This window comes from Pseudomonas sp. AC112, from assembly GCF_979253545.1.
Window position 1 is genome coordinate 4,260,163 of the sequence record NZ_CEEDCM010000001.1, and the last position, 15,195, is coordinate 4,275,357.

Here is a 15,195-nt window from a genome sequence, read left to right on the forward strand (position 1 = left end):
GGATGCACGAATTTCTGAAGGCCTGCGACACCGTGGTTGACGAAGCCAACACAAAGGAACTCGCCACGCTGATGAACATGCCGCCCGTGAGCCTGCTCCAGCGTGCCAACTCGAACTACGACGGCGCCTGGTTCAACGTGAAGCACCTGTACGCGCTGCTCTTGCACACCAAGGACATGCGTCCGCTGGCCGCACTGGCGGGCGAGTTCGGGTACTCGATCGTGCAAAAGGATCAGCCGGCACCGCTTGCCATTCATGACGCGCTCGGGCGCGCCACCCTGGAATTCGCAGAGGTGACTGTCGAGACGCACACCGCCATGGCCGACGGCCGTGTCGACCAGGTGGAGCGCGCCCGGATCCTAAAAGAGATCGCCCATGCTGAAGAAGCGCTGGCGCAGCTCAAGGCATCGATAAAAGTCGCCTGAATCGCAGGCATAAAAAAACCGCCTGGCAGGGCGGTCCTTTCAACAGCAATAAAACTTGTGGGGCCATTATGAACACACTCGTTGCTCCAAGCAATACCGTCACGATGTCAAGCCGGGAAGTCGCTGATCTAACCGGGAAGCAGCATCACCATGTCGTGCGCGACATCAAGCACAACCTGGCAGAGCTGAACATAGATGCATCCAAATTTGGATGCATCTATCTCGACTCTTCCAACCGCAAGCAAACCGAATACCTGCTGCCGCCCGACCTCGTGATGACGTTACTGACCGGCTACAGCGTACCGCTTCGCCATCGTGTCGTGACACGCTTGCAGGAACTTGAAAATGTGTCGCGACACGTAGCCATCCCTCAATCACTTCCAGAAGCACTGCGCCTAGCCGCCGATCTCGCCGACAAGAATGGCGAACTGCAGCGACTGATTTCAGATCAGGCCCCCAAGGTCGCTGCCATTAAACGGCTTGCCGCCGCCGGCGGGGCAATCTGCATCACGGACGCCGCCAAGCAGCTTGGCTTGGCACCGTCTCGACTCTTCGCATGGCTAGAACAGCATCGCTGGATATTCCGCAGGCACGGCTGCAAGCGCTGGGTTGCATACCAGCCCCGCATAACCTCCGGACACATGACCCACAAGGTCACTGCGTTGAAGCCTGATCCGGAGACCGGCATCGACCGTGCGGCGTTCGACCCAATGATCACCCCAAAGGGGCTGACACGCCTCGCTGAATTACTGCAGGAGGCCGCGTAATGGCCGGTGACTGGATCAAATTCGAACTCACTACCCTGGACAAGCCAGAGGTTTGCCAGATCGCTGACTTTGCGGACATCGACCCAGACGCTGTCGTCGGCAAGTTGATGCGCGTATGGGGCTGGTTCGACCAACAAACCGAAAACGGTAACGCCCCGAGCGTTAGCAAAAAGTTACTTGATCGCATGGTTGGCGTTATCGGTTTCTGCGAACACATGAAATCGGTTGCCTGGATGATCGAGATCGACGGCGTTATTAGCCTTCCACATTTCGACCGGCACAATGGGAAGACCGCTAAGAATCGGCTTCTCACGGCAAAGCGGGTTGCGAATCACAAAGCAAATAACGGTAAAGGTAACGCTGCCACCGTTAGCGGTGCGTTACCTAAAGAAGATGTAGAGAAGAATAAAGAACCTCTCTCTGCGCGTATGCCGATTGATCCTCGCATGCCCAGCGAAATGACGCTCGACTGGAAGCCAGACTCGAAAATCCTGAAGACCTATGCGCTGCACCAGGGCGTAGCGTTGGATCTGTTCACCGATGATGCCTTGAAAGCGTTCACCGGTTACTACGAGCCGAAGGGGCAGATCAATACCGAGGCCGAGTGGGTCAGCATGTTGGTCAAGTGGGTGCGCAACGACCTCAACAGAAACTCCAACGTCAAGCCGTTCGCACCGCGCCAAGCGTCTCAAGACTTTGATGATGACGACACTGGCTGGAATGAGCAGGGGGTCTCCCAATGAAAAGCGTCGCGGTCGTAACGACTGGGCTCTGGGCGAAGGTGCAGTCGGGCCAGTACATCGAAAAGGAACAAACTCTGCCACAGGAGGTTCAGGCAGAACTTAACCGCGAAACTGCCGCCGTGATCAACGGCCTGTTCCGCCAGTTGCGCGCGATTTTTCCTGCCTGGAAGCAGGCTTGGCCGGATGTGGCGGCCTACAAGGCTGCCAAAAAAGAATGGCTTCAAGCGTTTCTTGAGGCCGGACTGCGCAGCCTGGATCAGCTGCAGTTCGGTCTGATGGGCGCTCGGCAGTCAGGTAGGGACTTCGTGCCTGCACCTGGTGTGTTTATCGCTTGGTGCACGCCGACTGCCGAGATGCTTGGCCTGCCAACGCTTTCTGCTGCGCATCGCGAAGCGTGCCGCAATGCCCATCCCTGCATGGCCGGCCGTGCGCGATGGAGCCACGACGCGGTTTGGCACACCGCGAAAGAGTGTGGTTTTGAAAGCCTGAACAAGCTTGAGGAATCGCTCAGCCTCAAACTGTTCGAGCGCAATTACACCATCACAGTTCGGCGCCTGATCGAGGGCCTGCCATTGCAGAAGATGCCTTTGGCGCTGCCTGAGAGAGCTGAAGGGCGCCGCACGCCGGAGATCGGCAACAGAGCGCTTGCCGAGATGCGTGCCATGCGATCAGGAGCAGCCCGTCATGCCTGATCGCCGCCTGGCTCTTCCTGAGATCGATACCTACCGTTGGGCAGTGTTCTGCTGCTCGTTCAAGGTCGATTTGAGCTCCCCGCCTGATCACGCGTTGGCTTTATTCGCCGACCAGGCCATGGCCAAGCGTTATGGCTCGTGGATGTGGCCTGGGACTTACGAAGTCGTCGACGTCGTCACGGGGAAACCGGCATGCGAGTGAGTTCGAAGAAACTCCGCGCCTCGGCCAACGGCCAAGAATGCACCGTCCGGATGCCAGGAATCTGCAATCACAATCCAGAAACAACCGTTCTCGCGCATCTGCCGTGCGGGCAGAAAGGCATGGGCATGAAGGGCTTCGACACCGTTGCCGTTTACGCCTGCAGTTCCTGCCACGACGTTATCGACGGCCGCGCCGCTGGTGAAATCGACTGGCAGGACATGCCGCGTGCAATTGCCGAAACCCACGAAGGCCTGATCCGGGCCGGAATCCTCACCGTAAAGGGGTCTGCATGATCGACATGACGCTACCGTGGCCGCCGAAAGAGCTCAGCCCTAACGCGCGCGTGCACTGGCGGCAAAAACACAAGCACGCGAAAGCCTACCGCCGCACTTGTGGCCTGATCGCGCTGGCGCTCGTTGCACCGCGCCTCACTGGAAAGAAATACTTCTGGGTGACCTTCTGCCCGCCGAATCGCCGCTCTTACGACGATGACAACCTGCTGGCCCGCTTCAAGGCTGGCCGGGATGGCATCGCCGACGGCCTGGGCATCGACGACAAGAACTTCGTAACCACGATCAACGTCGGCGAACCGGTACCGGGTGGCGCTGTGCGCGTGCACATCCGGGATTATCCAATCGAGCCGGAGCCGAATACGCCATGACCCAGACAGTGACCACTTCATTCACCGATGCGGAGATCCGTCGCCAGGCCGGCAATACCGGCGTGCGCGACCTGCGCGATGCTCGATACCCGGGAGTGTACTTCCGCTTCCATCGAAACCGCGATCGCGGCACTTGGTACCTGGTTTCGGGCGGCAAGTGGGACAAGATCGCCGCGTTTCCTCAGCTGCCGGCGAAGGGTTTGATCGTCGCATTGCCGAAGATCCGCGAGCGCTTGGCCGCCGACCCCAAAGCATCAGCCGCCGCCGGCACGTTGCAGACTGTGGGCGAACTGCTGGATTGGTTCACCGCCCGCCAGGCCGTTGACCGAAGCCTGTCGGCCAAGCGCCGCTCCACCAACACTTCGATCATCTCGTGCCATCTGAGGCCACGGCTTGCCGATATCGCCGTGGAGGACGTCGACCGTTCCACCCTCGACAAGCTGGTGATGTGGCCGATGCAGGCTGAAATGTCCCTGTCCTACGTCCGTCTGATGTGGGGAGTGCTGGTGGTCGCGTTCCGCCAGGCCGAGAAGCTGCGCCTGATCACCACCAACCCCATAGCCGGGTTCAAGTTCACTGACTTCACCAAGGCCCGAATCCAGCCCAAGCCGTCACGGTTGCGTGCCGTGCAGCTCGAGGACGTGATTGGCGAACTAGCCGCCGGCTTCGACCAGCACCCACAGGACTGCATGCTGGCCCTGATGATGCTGTGCCACGGCACTCGCGCCGGCGAGACCAGACAAGCGCAGTGGTCCCACTTCACCCTTGGTGAGCAGGGCGAGTGGTTCATTCCCACCGAGAACACCAAGACCCGCTGCGAGCATCACTTGCCGCTGACCCACCAGGTGTGCGCGCTGCTGGAGCGGTACCGGAACTCGCAGTCAGACAAAGGCTACAAGGGCACCTACGTGTTCCCTGCGCGGAGCCGTGGGCCGATCAGTGACAGCCAGGCGTGCGCAGTGTTCACCAGGTTGGGCAAGGGTGAGTGGACGAGCCACGACCTGCGCAAGGTGGCCCGAACCGGGTGGACAGACCTGGGCGTCGACTTCCTCATTGGCGAGATGCTGGTGAACCACACGCTGACCCGCAACGTGCAGACCTACATCCACACCTCGGCCGAACTGCTCAAACGCGAGGCATTGGTGAAGTGGCACGGCTGGTTAGACGGGAAGGGTTTCAACCTCATTCACCGCTCGACCATGACTAGAAACGGAAATTCGCACAATGACGCCGAGGCCTTGACTGGCGCGGCCTCTAGCCAAATCCAGAAACCATAAAAGGCGAGGTTTAAAAATGCATATTTCAGAGCATGGCGCCTTCGCCCTATCCATGGCCAACGCCTTAAGCAGTGTCGAGAAACCAGCTTTTGATCGGTCCAAAGTGTTCATGGTCTGCATGCTTAATTTCGATGAATTCCGCCGCCTGCACGTCGTCATGCAGGGCGGACATAGCTTCGATATCGATAGCCATCAGGTGCCGTTCAACCTCGATATCGCCGCCGATTGGCTTGTGGGTGACATATGAAGAAGATCCATGGCCCAGCATTCCGCGCCGCCCAACTTGACCTGGCCAAGTGCCCGGCATGCCGTGGTCGAGCGGTGATCAAGGGCGTCTTCCATGAACTGGCCTGCGTGCAGTGCAACGCCTCGGGCTGGGTCACGGCCGAAACGGGCGAAGCGCTGCCGCTGGAGGTGCTGGTGACGCAGCTGAGCATCCGGCTCCAGGCGGCCGAGCAGCAGATCGCGCAATTCAACTGCTTCAAGCCTGCCGGTGCTGAGGCGCAGTACAACGAGAACAACCGCCGTGGCCCAGGTGCCACCAACTTCACAGGGGATTGAGCCATGGCTATGTACAGAGACGTGATGGGCACCCTGGTGCGCGTGCTGGCAGCGGACAACATCGACAACAGCACCAAGCAGTCCTGGCAGAAGCTGATCGACGCCGACCTTCGTCAGGGCGGCACCGGCAGCACGTTGTCAGTGCGTGACAAGTTCGATTACGACTGCTGCCTCTATGCGCTGCTGCACCGGCAGCTTGAGCCGGCTCAGTGGGATGTGCTGGTGGCCAAGTACTCGACGCACAAGGCCAATAAGGTCGCTGCCATCGGTAGGCTGGTTGCCCGCATGGTTTCTCCGGCGCCGCAGCTGTTCATCTATAAGGCACTGACGGCCTGGGCCATACCGAAGCTGAAAGGCGTTCAGGTCGGTAAGCGCTCCACCGACATGATCGTGCTTCCTGCTGAGTTCTACGACATGAACACATGGGACTTGGAGGGATCCCCGGAGCGCACGCGCCGTAACTGGAGAGGCGGAATCCACAAGCGTTTGGAGAAACTCGAAGAGCAGGCCGTGATCCACGCGACCGAGATATTCGACAGCGAGAAAATCTTTGTAGATGCCGCTTGACCAGTTGGCCGACTGGCCGTAAATTAGCCCCATCATGTCGATCTTGCGCGTTATGAGAGACGACGAATAAAGCCCAGCCACTCGCTGGGCTTTTTGCTTCCTGAGCTTCATTGAGCCTCGGCATTCGCCGGGGCTTTTTCGTTTTCGGCTCCACCACACCCGTTGCTATGGCCGGGAGTGCTGATGGGGCTGATTCAAATCCGCAGGCGAAAGACTGATAGGCCCTCCTGCTCACAACCCGAGGAAACCTCATGTCTCCAGTAATGCGCTGCAAAATGGTATGCCACGAAGTCACCCATGTTCGTCACGCCAACCAAGACCGAGACGATCCACTGTGTGACGTCCGGTTTGGCGCGGTATGCGCTCTTCCTAAAGACCCGCCTGGTGAAAACGCTGTGTTCGGCAAGTTCACTCCTGTCGCCGAGTACAAGGCCAAGATCGTGAAGTCCGTCGCCGACAAGCTTGAGCCGGGAAAGGCTTACTACGTTGATTTCACGCTGGCTGAGTAGGTACTCCGCCACAGACCAAAATCGCCCCGGTTAATGCCGGGGTTTTTCTTTAACACTCCCCGAGAGGGAGGAAATCCGGATGCCACCCATGCCAGACAAGCCAGACACGTGGGCCCAGATCTGGCTGGCCCTCTCGAACCCGCTATGGCAGGGCGCAATCATGGCCGTCACGATTACTCTTCTTCGGGTGTTGTACGAAGCGAAAGAGCCAAACAAGTGGCGGATCATCTTGGAGGCGCTCATTTGTGGCGCGCTCAGCCTGTCGGCCAGCAGCATTATTGAATGGATGACCTGGCCCCCAAGTTTGTCCGTTGCTGCTGGTGGTGCCATTGGCTTCATTGGCGTAACGGCGATCAGGGACATGATCATCCGATTCCTGGGCAAGAAGGTGGACTCGGCATGAAGGCGATCGCTGCGGCAATCATCATCGCGCTGGTGGGCCTTCTGTTGGTTGGCATTCAACAGCTGCGGGTCGAGGATCTTCGCGAAGAGAAGCTCGTCGAGACCCAGGCAAAGGACGAGGCCATCAAGGCCAACACCGAGAGCCAAGCCACCATCACCACCCTGCGCGCTGAAGCAAAGCGCAATGCCGAATACCAGGCCGACCTGGCAAAGCGCCTAAAGGCCAGCCAGGACAAGGCGAAAAAGGCGGAGAAGAACTTTGAAGACCTCAAGCGCAACAGCAAGCCTGTTCGTGATTGGGCTGCTCAGCCTTTGCCTGACGGCCTGCGCGGCAAAGCCGGTGGTAGTGACAAAGACCCAGGCCGTAAGGCTGGAAGCCCCTGAACTGATCCCGTGCGAACGCGTTGATGAGGATACCGCCGACCTTCGCCTGAATGGCGATGTGTGGGAGCTGAAGGACAGGGCAATCAACCTGCTCGACACGTGCGCCGACCAGGTAGACGCCCAGATCAAGCGCAGCCAGAGCAAGTAGTCAGCCACGGTGACATCAGATGCTTCAGATTGACGCTCGAACCAACATCGAAGAGCTTTCGAAGGCGCTGCGCACGGTTGGTGAAAAGCAGTTGCCCTTCGCCTTTGCTCTGATGGCTACCCGCTTGGCCGTACTGGTGAAGAAGGGCGAGTTGTCGGTTCTGAAGGCCCGCATTGATAGGCCTACGACAACGACCCTGAATAGTCTTTACGTGAAGCCTGCCAAGCCGGGTAAGCCAGAAGCCCGCACGTTCTTCAAGGACGCGTGGACATCAGGCGTTCCGGCTGACACCTACCTGCAACAGGCAGTGAAGGGTGGTCGCCGACCTCATAAGCGGTTCGAGAAAGCACTGATAGCCAAAGGGATCATGAAGCCCGGGCAGTACGCCTTGCCGGCAGCATCAGCGCTCAATCAGTTCGGTAACGTACCGCGCGGCACGATCATGAAGATCCTGTCGGGCCTTGGTGCGGCCGAGACAGTCAGTGGTGTGCAGGCCAACGCCACAGGCAGCAAACGCAGTAAGCGTAAGGGCAATGCCCAGAAGTATTTCGCCGGCGAAGTCGACGGAACCCAGGGTGTTTGGGAGCGGAAGAAGACGGCGTGGGGTGATGCGGTTCGGCCGGTGTTCATCTTCAGTGATGGCGAGCCTGGTTACCGAGTCATCCTCCCGTTCTACAAGATCGCCGACAACATCGTGAAAGCGAACAGGGTTCGTGAGTTCCAAAGCGCAATGGACACGGCACTGGCGACGAAACGATAGGGGGTCTCGAATGTCGGGCGGTGGGCGCCCCTGGATGGTGCACCCACCCCCCCCCTTTGGGTCCTTCCCCGGCCCCCAGCCACATGCGGGTAATTCGGGCCCCGCGCGCCAAATATGTATGACCTTTTTCCCACGGTTGGTTGTTGTTTAATCATGGCCAAAAACGAAACAACCAAACAGCGCGGGTGGTTGAACAAATCCGAGATGGCTTCGAGCCTCGGGATTTCCCCGCAAGCCTTTGACAAATGGGGAGTTGCGCCCGTCGCACGCATCGGTCGAGAGGCGTTCTATACCGTGCAGAACGTGGTGGAAAACCGCGTTGAACACGCGCAGCGGAAACAACAACCGACGGGGGATGGAACCGAAGGTCTCGATCCGCTGATCGAGTACAAGCTGCTCGAAGAGCGCCGCGGCCTCACCGCCGCTCAGCGCATTGCTCAGGAGAAGAAGAACCTGGTGCTGGACAAGCAGCTCGTGCCCGTTCCATTCGCCACATTTGCCCTGGCAAAAATCGCCGCTCAAATCGGCTCGAAACTGGACACCGTCGGCAAGACCGTCACTCGACGCCACCCGGAGGTTGACCCTCGCATCATCGAGTCGGTCGAGCGGGAGATTGCGCTTGCTCGAAATATTGCCGCCAGCTTTGGCGAGCAACTTCCGGAATTATTAGATGAGTACGCTGAGTCCGTGGCTGAATGATCTGCGCAAGTCGGTCAAGCTAGGACTCCAGGCGCTCTACAAAGAACCACCGCAAACCGCCGTAGAGTGGGCGGACAAGAATTTCTACATGTCGGCTGAGTCCTCCTATAACGAGGGCAAGTGGACGACCGAGCCGTTCCAGGTCGCAATCCTGAACAGTATGGGTAACGACCTGATCAACGTCGTCAACTTCATCAAGTCGGCGCGAATCGGCTACACCAAGCTGCTGATGGCGAACATCGGTTACAAGATTCAGCACAAGCGCCGCAACGTGATGATGTGGAGTCCGACTGACCCGGACGCTGAGGACATCAGCAAGAGCCACGTCAACGGCATGATCCGCGACGTACCGGCAGTGGGCGACCTGGCCCCGTGGTTCGGCCGCAAGCACAGCGACAACACACTCGACCAAAAGATATTCGCCAACCGCCGCACGCTCTGGATCCGCGGAGGCAAGGCTTCGCGCAACTACCGCGAGAAGTCAGCCGACGAGGTGATCTACGACGAGTTGTCCAACTTCGACGAGAGCGTCGAAGGTGAGGGCTCGCCGATCACCCTGGGTGACAAGCGCCTCAATGGTGCGATCTACCCTAAGTCGATTCGTGGCTCAACGCCAAAGCGTGTCGGCTCCTGCCAGATCACCAAGGCGGTCGAGGAGTCGCCCTACCTGCTGAAGTTTCACATCGACTGCCCGCACTGCCACCAAGAGCAGACGCTCAAGTGGGGCGGCAAGGATTGCGAATTCGGCCTGAAGTGGGAAAAGAACGCACTCGGTGAGGCGGAAAAAGCTTGGTACTTGTGCGAGCACGCAGCCTGCGTGATCTGGCACAACGAGATGGTCGAGGCGTCGAAGACCGGTCGCTGGATCTGCGAGCACACCGGCATCTGGACCCGTGACGGGATGGACTGGTTTGGGGTTGACGGCGAAATTATGCGCACCCCGCGTTCTGTCAGCTTCAGCATCTGGGCGATTTACAGCACCTGGAGTACCTGGCTCAGCCTGGCGGAAGAGTGGCTGAAGGTGAAAGGCGATGTCTCAAAGCTGATCACCTTCATGAACACCACGCGCGGCGAAACGTGGGACGACGACCAGGGCGAGAAGCTCGACTCCGAAGTTCTTTACGGCCGCCGCGAAGTCTATCCGCAGGTCCCGGCCCTTGGCCTTGTTCTTGTGGGTGGCATCGATACCCAGGACGACCGTTTCGAGGGGCGTGTCTGGGCGTTCGGCCCAGGCGAGGAGGCATGGCTGGTCCATCGTTTTATTCTGATGGGCGACCCGGCCAGCGAAGAGCTTCGCCGCAAGGTGGGGCTCGAACTGCACCGGCAATTCACCCGGGTTGACGGCACCGTCATGAAGGTTGAGCGCTGGACGTGGGACGCCGGCGGTCACTATGCCGACGAGGTTTACGCCGAAAGTCGCAAGCATGGCGTGCACTGGGTCGTGCCAATCCGTGGTGCGACCATCTACGGCAAGCCGATCGCTAACTTCCCGCGCACGAAGAACAAGGTGCACAAGGTCTTCCTCACCGAGGTGGGTACCGACAACGCCAAAGAGTTGCTGTACAGCCGAATGGTGCTTCCTGTCGATACGGCTGCCTCACAGGCAGGCGTGTCTCAGCCAGGCGTTGTTCACCTTCCGGCAAATGACACGATCTGCGATGAGTCGGAGGTCAAGCAACTCACTTCAGAAAAGAAAAGGGCAGCCATATCCAAAGGCAAGCGCGTGATGCGCTGGGACAGCGGTGGCCGACGAAACGAAGCCCTCGACTGCTTCGTGTACGCGCTCGCCGCATTGCGCATCTGCCAGCAGCGGTTCGGGCTCGACCTCGATCTGTTGGTTGCTGCTGTCACTGGGGGCAACGAACCGGATGCCGAAGAACGGCCGCGCAAGAAATCCTCTCACTGGAATAAAAACTGATGGCCTACACGATCGAGCAATACAACGCCCTGCAGGCGGCAATCGCTGAAGGGGCGTTGTCGGTCAGGTACGCCGACAAGAGCGTCACCTATCGGTCACTCGACGAGATGATGCGGATCCTCAAGCACATGGCCACTGATCTGGGCCTGAATGCCTGCAACGACGGCGGTCGCCGCTACACCTCATTCTCCAAAGGATATTGCCCATGAGCATGCTCGACAGCTTGTTCCCTGGGTACGCGGCGAAACGCTCCGAGATGCGCCTGAAAAAGGCACGCACGGACATGGCGCTCAAGATGATCGAGCGGCGGTTTGAGGGTGCAGCAGGCGGCCGGCGAAATGATGGGTGGCGGGCCACCGGTGCCGATGCGAACGTTGAGAACGCTCCGGCGCTGGCAAAGCTACGCAACCGCGCTCGGGACCAACGGCGCAACAATCCCTTCGGCGAGCGCGGCATTACCGGGATTGCTGACAACGCCGTGGGCGCAGGTATCGTGCCACTACCGTTGGCGAGGCGTGACCGCGACGGCCTGCGCCTGATGGATCTTTGGAAGGCCTGGGCCGAAACGACTGAATGCGATGCCGACGGCTTAGACAACTTCTACGGCCTGCAGCACATGATCATGGAGGCTGTCGCCGAAAGCGGCGAGTGCTTGATTCGTCGCCGGCGGCGCTTCAGCTCTGACGGCTTGCCGGTTCCCGTTCAACTGCAGGTGCTTGAGGCTGACTTCCTCGACGAGTCTAAGGCGGACATCGTCGGGCTGAACCGGATTATCCAGGGCGTCGAGTTCGACGCGCTCGGCCGCCGGGTTGCGTATTGGTTGTTCGATGAGCACCCGGGTGCCAACGCAGTTTGGGGATCCCTTCAATCGCGCCGGGTGCCCGCCGAGGATGTGATTCACGTCTTTCTGCGCAAGCGGCCCGGCCAAGCACGCGGCTATAGCTGGCTGGCACCTGTAATCCAGCGCATGCGCAACTTCGACGAGATGGAAGACGCGGTGATGGAGCAGGCGAAGATCGCCTCCTGTTTCGCTGCTTTTATCACCAAGGACGAAAATAACGCGGCGCCTGGCGGCAAGACGCCACCTCTTATTGATCGAGTAGAGCCCGGAATTATTCAGGAACTGGGATTCGGGGAAAGCGTGAGCTTCGGCACACCGCCGACATTCAACGGCTACACGACCTACTCCTGGCAGCAGTTGCACGCCATGGCGGTTGGGCTGGGCGTTCCCTACGAACTGCTCACTGGCGACCTCAAGGGCGTCAACTTCTCCAGCGGTCGAATGGGGTGGTTGAACTTCGCGCGGCGGGTCGACGTTTGGCAGTGGCGCATGTTGATCCCTCAGCTGTGCGATCAGGTTTGGCGCTGGTTTATGGAAGCGCAGGTGCTTCTCCCTGGTGGAGTCACCGACGACGTGAAGGCCTATTGGGTTCCGCCTCGCCGCGACATGGTCGACCCGAAGGCGGAAACAGAGAACGTCATCACTCGCGTGCGCAACGGTCTCACTACCTGGCCAGACGCGCTGCGCGAACTTGGCATCACCGACCCCAAGCGGCACGCCGAACAAATCAAGAAAGCAAACGACATGATCGACGAGTACGGGTTGGTGCTGGACTGCGACCCGCGCCGAGTAGCGGCCGCAGGTTCGCCGAGTCAGCCACCATCAAACGAAGAGAAACCAGACGATGCCAACTCCGAACCAGGCGACGACGAACAAGACCCATGAAACCCCGGTGCTGAGTCTTCGGGCCGCTGTGCGCGAAGGCTCGGTTGATGTTGAGGCCCGTACTGTCGAACTGATTTGGACTACTGGCGCCAAAGGGCCTCGATGGAACTGGGATGTCGGCAGCTATATGGAGGAGCTTGAGGTTAGTCCAGAGGCTGTTCGAATGGACAGGCTGAACAATGGCGCTCCTCTTCTTAACAGCCACAAGTGTGATGACCTGGGCGACGTTATTGGTGTTGTTGAGCGCGCCTGGCTCGATGGCGAGCAAGGCCACGCGCTAGTCCGATTCAGCAAGCGCGATGACGCGGAAAAAATCTTTCAAGACGTCCAAGACACAATTCTTCGAAAGATCAGCGTCAAGTACATCGTGCACCGCTACCAGATCACGGAAGACAGCGAAGAAAAGCTTCCAACTTACCGGGCAGTGGATTGGGAGCCATTGGAGCTGTCGGTGGTGCCGATTGCCTTCGACGACGGCGCCAATATCCGCAGTGCTGCGACCCCGGCCGACTACACCGGCCGTCGATTCCCCACAGTTTTTGAAGTTCGGTCGGCAGTTGAGCCGATCGTAGAACCGGCCGCCGTGCCTATTATCCAAGAGGAAGTTGCAATGACCGAAGAAGAGAAGCGCGCGGCCGACGAGAAGCTTCGCCGTGAATCGGCTGAAGAAGAGCGTAAGCGCAGCCTGACGATTCGCACCATGGCCCGCAAGGTTGGTCTCGATGACGAAGCCGTCGTCGAAGACTTGATTGCCCGCGGGGTTTCCGTGAGCGATGCGAGCGCCGCGCTGATCGATGCCGTGGCCGAGCGCCAGAATAAAGATCAGCCGAACACCCGCAACAGTCAGCCTACGAACGTGAATGGTGGCCAAGATGTCACCATCCTGAACGCTAAACGCTCTGCCATGCAGAACGCGTTGCTGCACCGCTGCGACGCCACCGTCAAGCTGGAAGACGCTGGCCGTGAGTTCCGTGGCATGCGCCTGGTGGACATGGCTCGTGAGTTCGTCGAGATGGCTGGTGGTAACGCTCGGGGCATGACGCCGCAGGAGCTGGCCCGCGCAGCATTGGGCTGTGATCGCCAAGCAGTGCGCGCCGCAGGCATGCACAGCACCAGCGACTTCCCGCTGCTGCTCGGCAGCACTGTGAACCGCACCCTGCGTGATGCTTACGCCAACGCCCCTCAAACCTGGCGCCCGCTGGGCCGTCCGACCACTGTGCCAGACTTCCGCGCTGTAACTCGCGCAGCCCTGGGCGACATTGCGGCGCTCGAGCAGGTTAAGGAACACGGCGAATATAAGTACGGCACGCTGTCCGAAGACGGTGCACCGATCAAAGTCGCCAAGTTCGGCAAGATCATCGCCATCACCTGGGAAACCATCGTGAACGATGACCTGGGTGCGTTGACCCGTATCCCGGCAGCGCTCGGTAATGCTGCTGCGGCGACCGAGTCCAACGTGGTCTGGGCCCTCCTGCTGGGCAACCCGACCTTCACCGACGGTGTTCCGTTCTACGACGCGGGCCACGCTAACCTCGCGGCCAGCGGCGGGGCAATCAACACCACAACCTTGGCGGCTGCTCGCGCATCGATGCGTAAGCAGAAGAGCAAGGCTGGCGAGTTCCTCAACCTGGCTCCCGAGTACCTGGTGGTCGGCCCGGACAAAGAACTGGAGGCTTACCAGTTCACCAGCTCCAACTACGTGCCAGCGAAGAACGCCGACATCAACGATGTGCGCAACGCCTCGCTGACTGTAATCGTCGATGCCCGCATCACGGGCAACCAGTGGTACCTGTTCGCTGCACCTGGGTCCATCGACACCTTTGAATACGCCTACCTCGAAGGTGAGCAGGGTGTGTTCACCGAAACCCGCGAGGGCTTCGAAGTCGACGGCATGGAAATCAAAGCCCGCCTGGTGTTCGGCGCAGCCTGGATCGACTACCGCGGCGCTTACAAAAACCCGGGCGCGTAAGCGAGGCGTTCGATCCAAACCCAAAAGGGCGCCGTGTGGCGCCCTTTTTGTTTTTCAGTTCTTGTCTCTAAAGGGGACCTTGCATGAAGACTTTCATCCAGCACGGCGACTGCCTGACTGTTCCAGCACCAGCCGGCGGCACTGTTTCGGGCGAGCTCTACAAAGTCGGTTCTATTGTCGGCGTGGCTGCTACTACCGAAGCAGCCGCTGCACCGGTGGTGCTCAAACTCAACGGCGTGTTCGGCCTGAACAAAATCAGCGCCCAGGCCTGGGCAATCGGTGACCCGATCTACATGAACACCACCAGCCGTGCCCTGACGAACGTGTCGGCCACCGGCCTGGTGTTGGTGGGTATGGCGACTGAAGTTGCCGCTAACCCATCTGCCACCGGCGCCTGCCGTTTGAACGGCGTATCCGCGCCGGCGGCGGTGGCGTAAATGGGCTGGGCCTCAATGGCCCAGCGCATGCTCGGCGTTTCGATCCGCGCCTTCAGTGAGCCGACAGCAGCGCTTGATCCATTGGGCGCCGTGTACTGGCTTACAGACGGTGTTGCGCCTGGTGTGCCGCTGGCCCAGGCGGTGTTCGATAGTGCCCACGTTACCGTCGATCCTGAGACTGGCGCGCCGGTGTCCTCTAACAACCCCGTCCTCGGAGTTCGGGTCATTGACTTGCCGAACGAACCCACGAACCGGGATCGCGTCCAGGCGCGGGGTGTTTTATACAAAATCCATGACGTGCAGGCCGACGGCGTGGCGGGTGTGACGCTTTTCCTTCGCAAGGTTTGA

General features: G+C 59.6%; 23 protein-coding genes. All 23 read left to right on the forward strand.

Going from position 1 to position 15,195, the window contains the following annotated elements; genetic code table 11:
* The first annotated feature begins 2 nt into the window (after positions 1 to 2).
* On the forward strand, positions 3 to 425 hold the full coding sequence (locus tag AC0IYN_RS19695) for a phage regulatory CII family protein (protein WP_471842687.1): 423 nt from the start codon (positions 3 to 5) through the stop codon (positions 423 to 425).
* 104 nt (positions 426 to 529) lie between these two features.
* Entirely contained in the window at positions 530 to 1,192 is a 663-nt protein-coding gene (locus tag AC0IYN_RS19700; RefSeq protein WP_368945105.1) for a phage regulatory protein/antirepressor Ant, read from the forward strand.
* Positions 1,192 to 1,935 (forward strand): DnaT-like ssDNA-binding domain-containing protein, encoded by a 744-nt coding sequence (locus AC0IYN_RS19705; protein ID WP_471842690.1) that lies wholly within the window; start codon positions 1,192 to 1,194, stop codon positions 1,933 to 1,935. The genes AC0IYN_RS19700 and AC0IYN_RS19705 overlap by 1 nt, the downstream gene beginning before the upstream one ends.
* Complete coding sequence (locus AC0IYN_RS19710) at positions 1,932 to 2,627, forward strand: replication protein P (RefSeq protein ID WP_368945081.1); 696 nt, start codon at positions 1,932 to 1,934, stop codon at positions 2,625 to 2,627. The genes AC0IYN_RS19705 and AC0IYN_RS19710 overlap by 4 nt, the downstream gene beginning before the upstream one ends.
* Positions 2,620 to 2,829, forward strand: a complete 210-nt coding sequence (locus AC0IYN_RS19715; RefSeq protein WP_093544107.1) for a hypothetical protein — start codon at positions 2,620 to 2,622, stop codon at positions 2,827 to 2,829. Before AC0IYN_RS19710 ends, AC0IYN_RS19715 begins: the two co-directional genes overlap by 8 nt.
* Positions 2,820 to 3,122, forward strand: a complete 303-nt coding sequence (locus AC0IYN_RS19720) for a nuclease domain-containing protein (RefSeq protein ID WP_368945079.1) — start codon at positions 2,820 to 2,822, stop codon at positions 3,120 to 3,122. The genes AC0IYN_RS19715 and AC0IYN_RS19720 overlap by 10 nt, the downstream gene beginning before the upstream one ends.
* A complete protein-coding gene (locus AC0IYN_RS19725; protein ID WP_471842695.1) occupies positions 3,119 to 3,490 on the forward strand; it encodes a RusA family crossover junction endodeoxyribonuclease in 372 nt (123 codons plus the stop codon). The genes AC0IYN_RS19720 and AC0IYN_RS19725 overlap by 4 nt, the downstream gene beginning before the upstream one ends.
* The gene (locus AC0IYN_RS19730; protein ID WP_471842697.1) at positions 3,487 to 4,767 is read left to right on the forward strand and encodes a tyrosine-type recombinase/integrase; all 1,281 of its coding nucleotides are present in this window, start codon (positions 3,487 to 3,489) and stop codon (positions 4,765 to 4,767) included. The genes AC0IYN_RS19725 and AC0IYN_RS19730 overlap by 4 nt, the downstream gene beginning before the upstream one ends.
* Before the next feature lie 16 nt (positions 4,768 to 4,783).
* On the forward strand, positions 4,784 to 5,014 hold the full coding sequence (locus AC0IYN_RS19735; protein ID WP_471842699.1) for a hypothetical protein: 231 nt from the start codon (positions 4,784 to 4,786) through the stop codon (positions 5,012 to 5,014).
* Positions 5,011 to 5,328 carry a hypothetical protein gene (locus AC0IYN_RS19740; protein ID WP_471842702.1) on the forward strand — a complete coding sequence of 106 codons (318 nt, stop codon included), beginning with the start codon at positions 5,011 to 5,013 and terminating at the stop codon, positions 5,326 to 5,328. The genes AC0IYN_RS19735 and AC0IYN_RS19740 overlap by 4 nt, the downstream gene beginning before the upstream one ends.
* 3 nt (positions 5,329 to 5,331) lie before the next feature.
* Entirely contained in the window at positions 5,332 to 5,895 is a 564-nt protein-coding gene (locus AC0IYN_RS19745) for a hypothetical protein (protein WP_471842705.1), read from the forward strand.
* A gap of 251 nt (positions 5,896 to 6,146) precedes the next feature.
* A complete protein-coding gene (locus tag AC0IYN_RS19750; protein WP_471842708.1) occupies positions 6,147 to 6,404 on the forward strand; it encodes a hypothetical protein in 258 nt (85 codons plus the stop codon).
* 79 nt (positions 6,405 to 6,483) lie between these two features.
* Entirely contained in the window at positions 6,484 to 6,807 is a 324-nt protein-coding gene (locus AC0IYN_RS19755; RefSeq protein WP_033901767.1) for a phage holin, lambda family, read from the forward strand.
* Entirely contained in the window at positions 6,804 to 7,190 is a 387-nt protein-coding gene (locus AC0IYN_RS19760) for a hypothetical protein (protein ID WP_330214372.1), read from the forward strand. The genes AC0IYN_RS19755 and AC0IYN_RS19760 overlap by 4 nt, the downstream gene beginning before the upstream one ends.
* Positions 7,153 to 7,338, forward strand: coding sequence for a hypothetical protein (locus AC0IYN_RS19765; RefSeq protein WP_471844860.1), 186 nt, complete (start codon positions 7,153 to 7,155; stop codon positions 7,336 to 7,338). The genes AC0IYN_RS19760 and AC0IYN_RS19765 overlap by 38 nt, the downstream gene beginning before the upstream one ends.
* Positions 7,339 to 7,357: 19 nt before the next feature.
* Complete coding sequence (locus AC0IYN_RS19770; protein ID WP_213553095.1) at positions 7,358 to 8,098, forward strand: hypothetical protein; 741 nt, start codon at positions 7,358 to 7,360, stop codon at positions 8,096 to 8,098.
* Positions 8,099 to 8,251: 153 nt separating this feature from the next.
* Entirely contained in the window at positions 8,252 to 8,797 is a 546-nt protein-coding gene (locus AC0IYN_RS19775) for a terminase small subunit (RefSeq protein WP_065890650.1), read from the forward strand.
* Positions 8,769 to 10,715 (forward strand): phage terminase large subunit family protein, encoded by a 1,947-nt coding sequence (locus AC0IYN_RS19780; RefSeq protein ID WP_471842714.1) that lies wholly within the window; start codon positions 8,769 to 8,771, stop codon positions 10,713 to 10,715. The genes AC0IYN_RS19775 and AC0IYN_RS19780 overlap by 29 nt, the downstream gene beginning before the upstream one ends.
* Positions 10,715 to 10,924 (forward strand): phage head-tail joining protein, encoded by a 210-nt coding sequence (locus AC0IYN_RS19785; RefSeq protein ID WP_269131353.1) that lies wholly within the window; start codon positions 10,715 to 10,717, stop codon positions 10,922 to 10,924. The genes AC0IYN_RS19780 and AC0IYN_RS19785 overlap by 1 nt, the downstream gene beginning before the upstream one ends.
* A complete protein-coding gene (locus tag AC0IYN_RS19790) occupies positions 10,921 to 12,441 on the forward strand; it encodes a phage portal protein (protein WP_471842718.1) in 1,521 nt (506 codons plus the stop codon). The genes AC0IYN_RS19785 and AC0IYN_RS19790 overlap by 4 nt, the downstream gene beginning before the upstream one ends.
* The gene (locus AC0IYN_RS19795; protein WP_471842720.1) at positions 12,401 to 14,410 is read left to right on the forward strand and encodes a prohead protease/major capsid protein fusion protein; all 2,010 of its coding nucleotides are present in this window, start codon (positions 12,401 to 12,403) and stop codon (positions 14,408 to 14,410) included. The genes AC0IYN_RS19790 and AC0IYN_RS19795 overlap by 41 nt, the downstream gene beginning before the upstream one ends.
* 83 nt (positions 14,411 to 14,493) lie before the next feature.
* Positions 14,494 to 14,847: a DUF2190 family protein gene (locus AC0IYN_RS19800; protein ID WP_471842723.1), complete on the forward strand. Its 354-nt coding sequence runs from the start codon at positions 14,494 to 14,496 to the stop codon at positions 14,845 to 14,847.
* A 15-nt stretch (positions 14,848 to 14,862) separates the two neighbouring features.
* Complete coding sequence (locus tag AC0IYN_RS19805; protein ID WP_146116084.1) at positions 14,863 to 15,195, forward strand: head-tail joining protein; 333 nt, start codon at positions 14,863 to 14,865, stop codon at positions 15,193 to 15,195.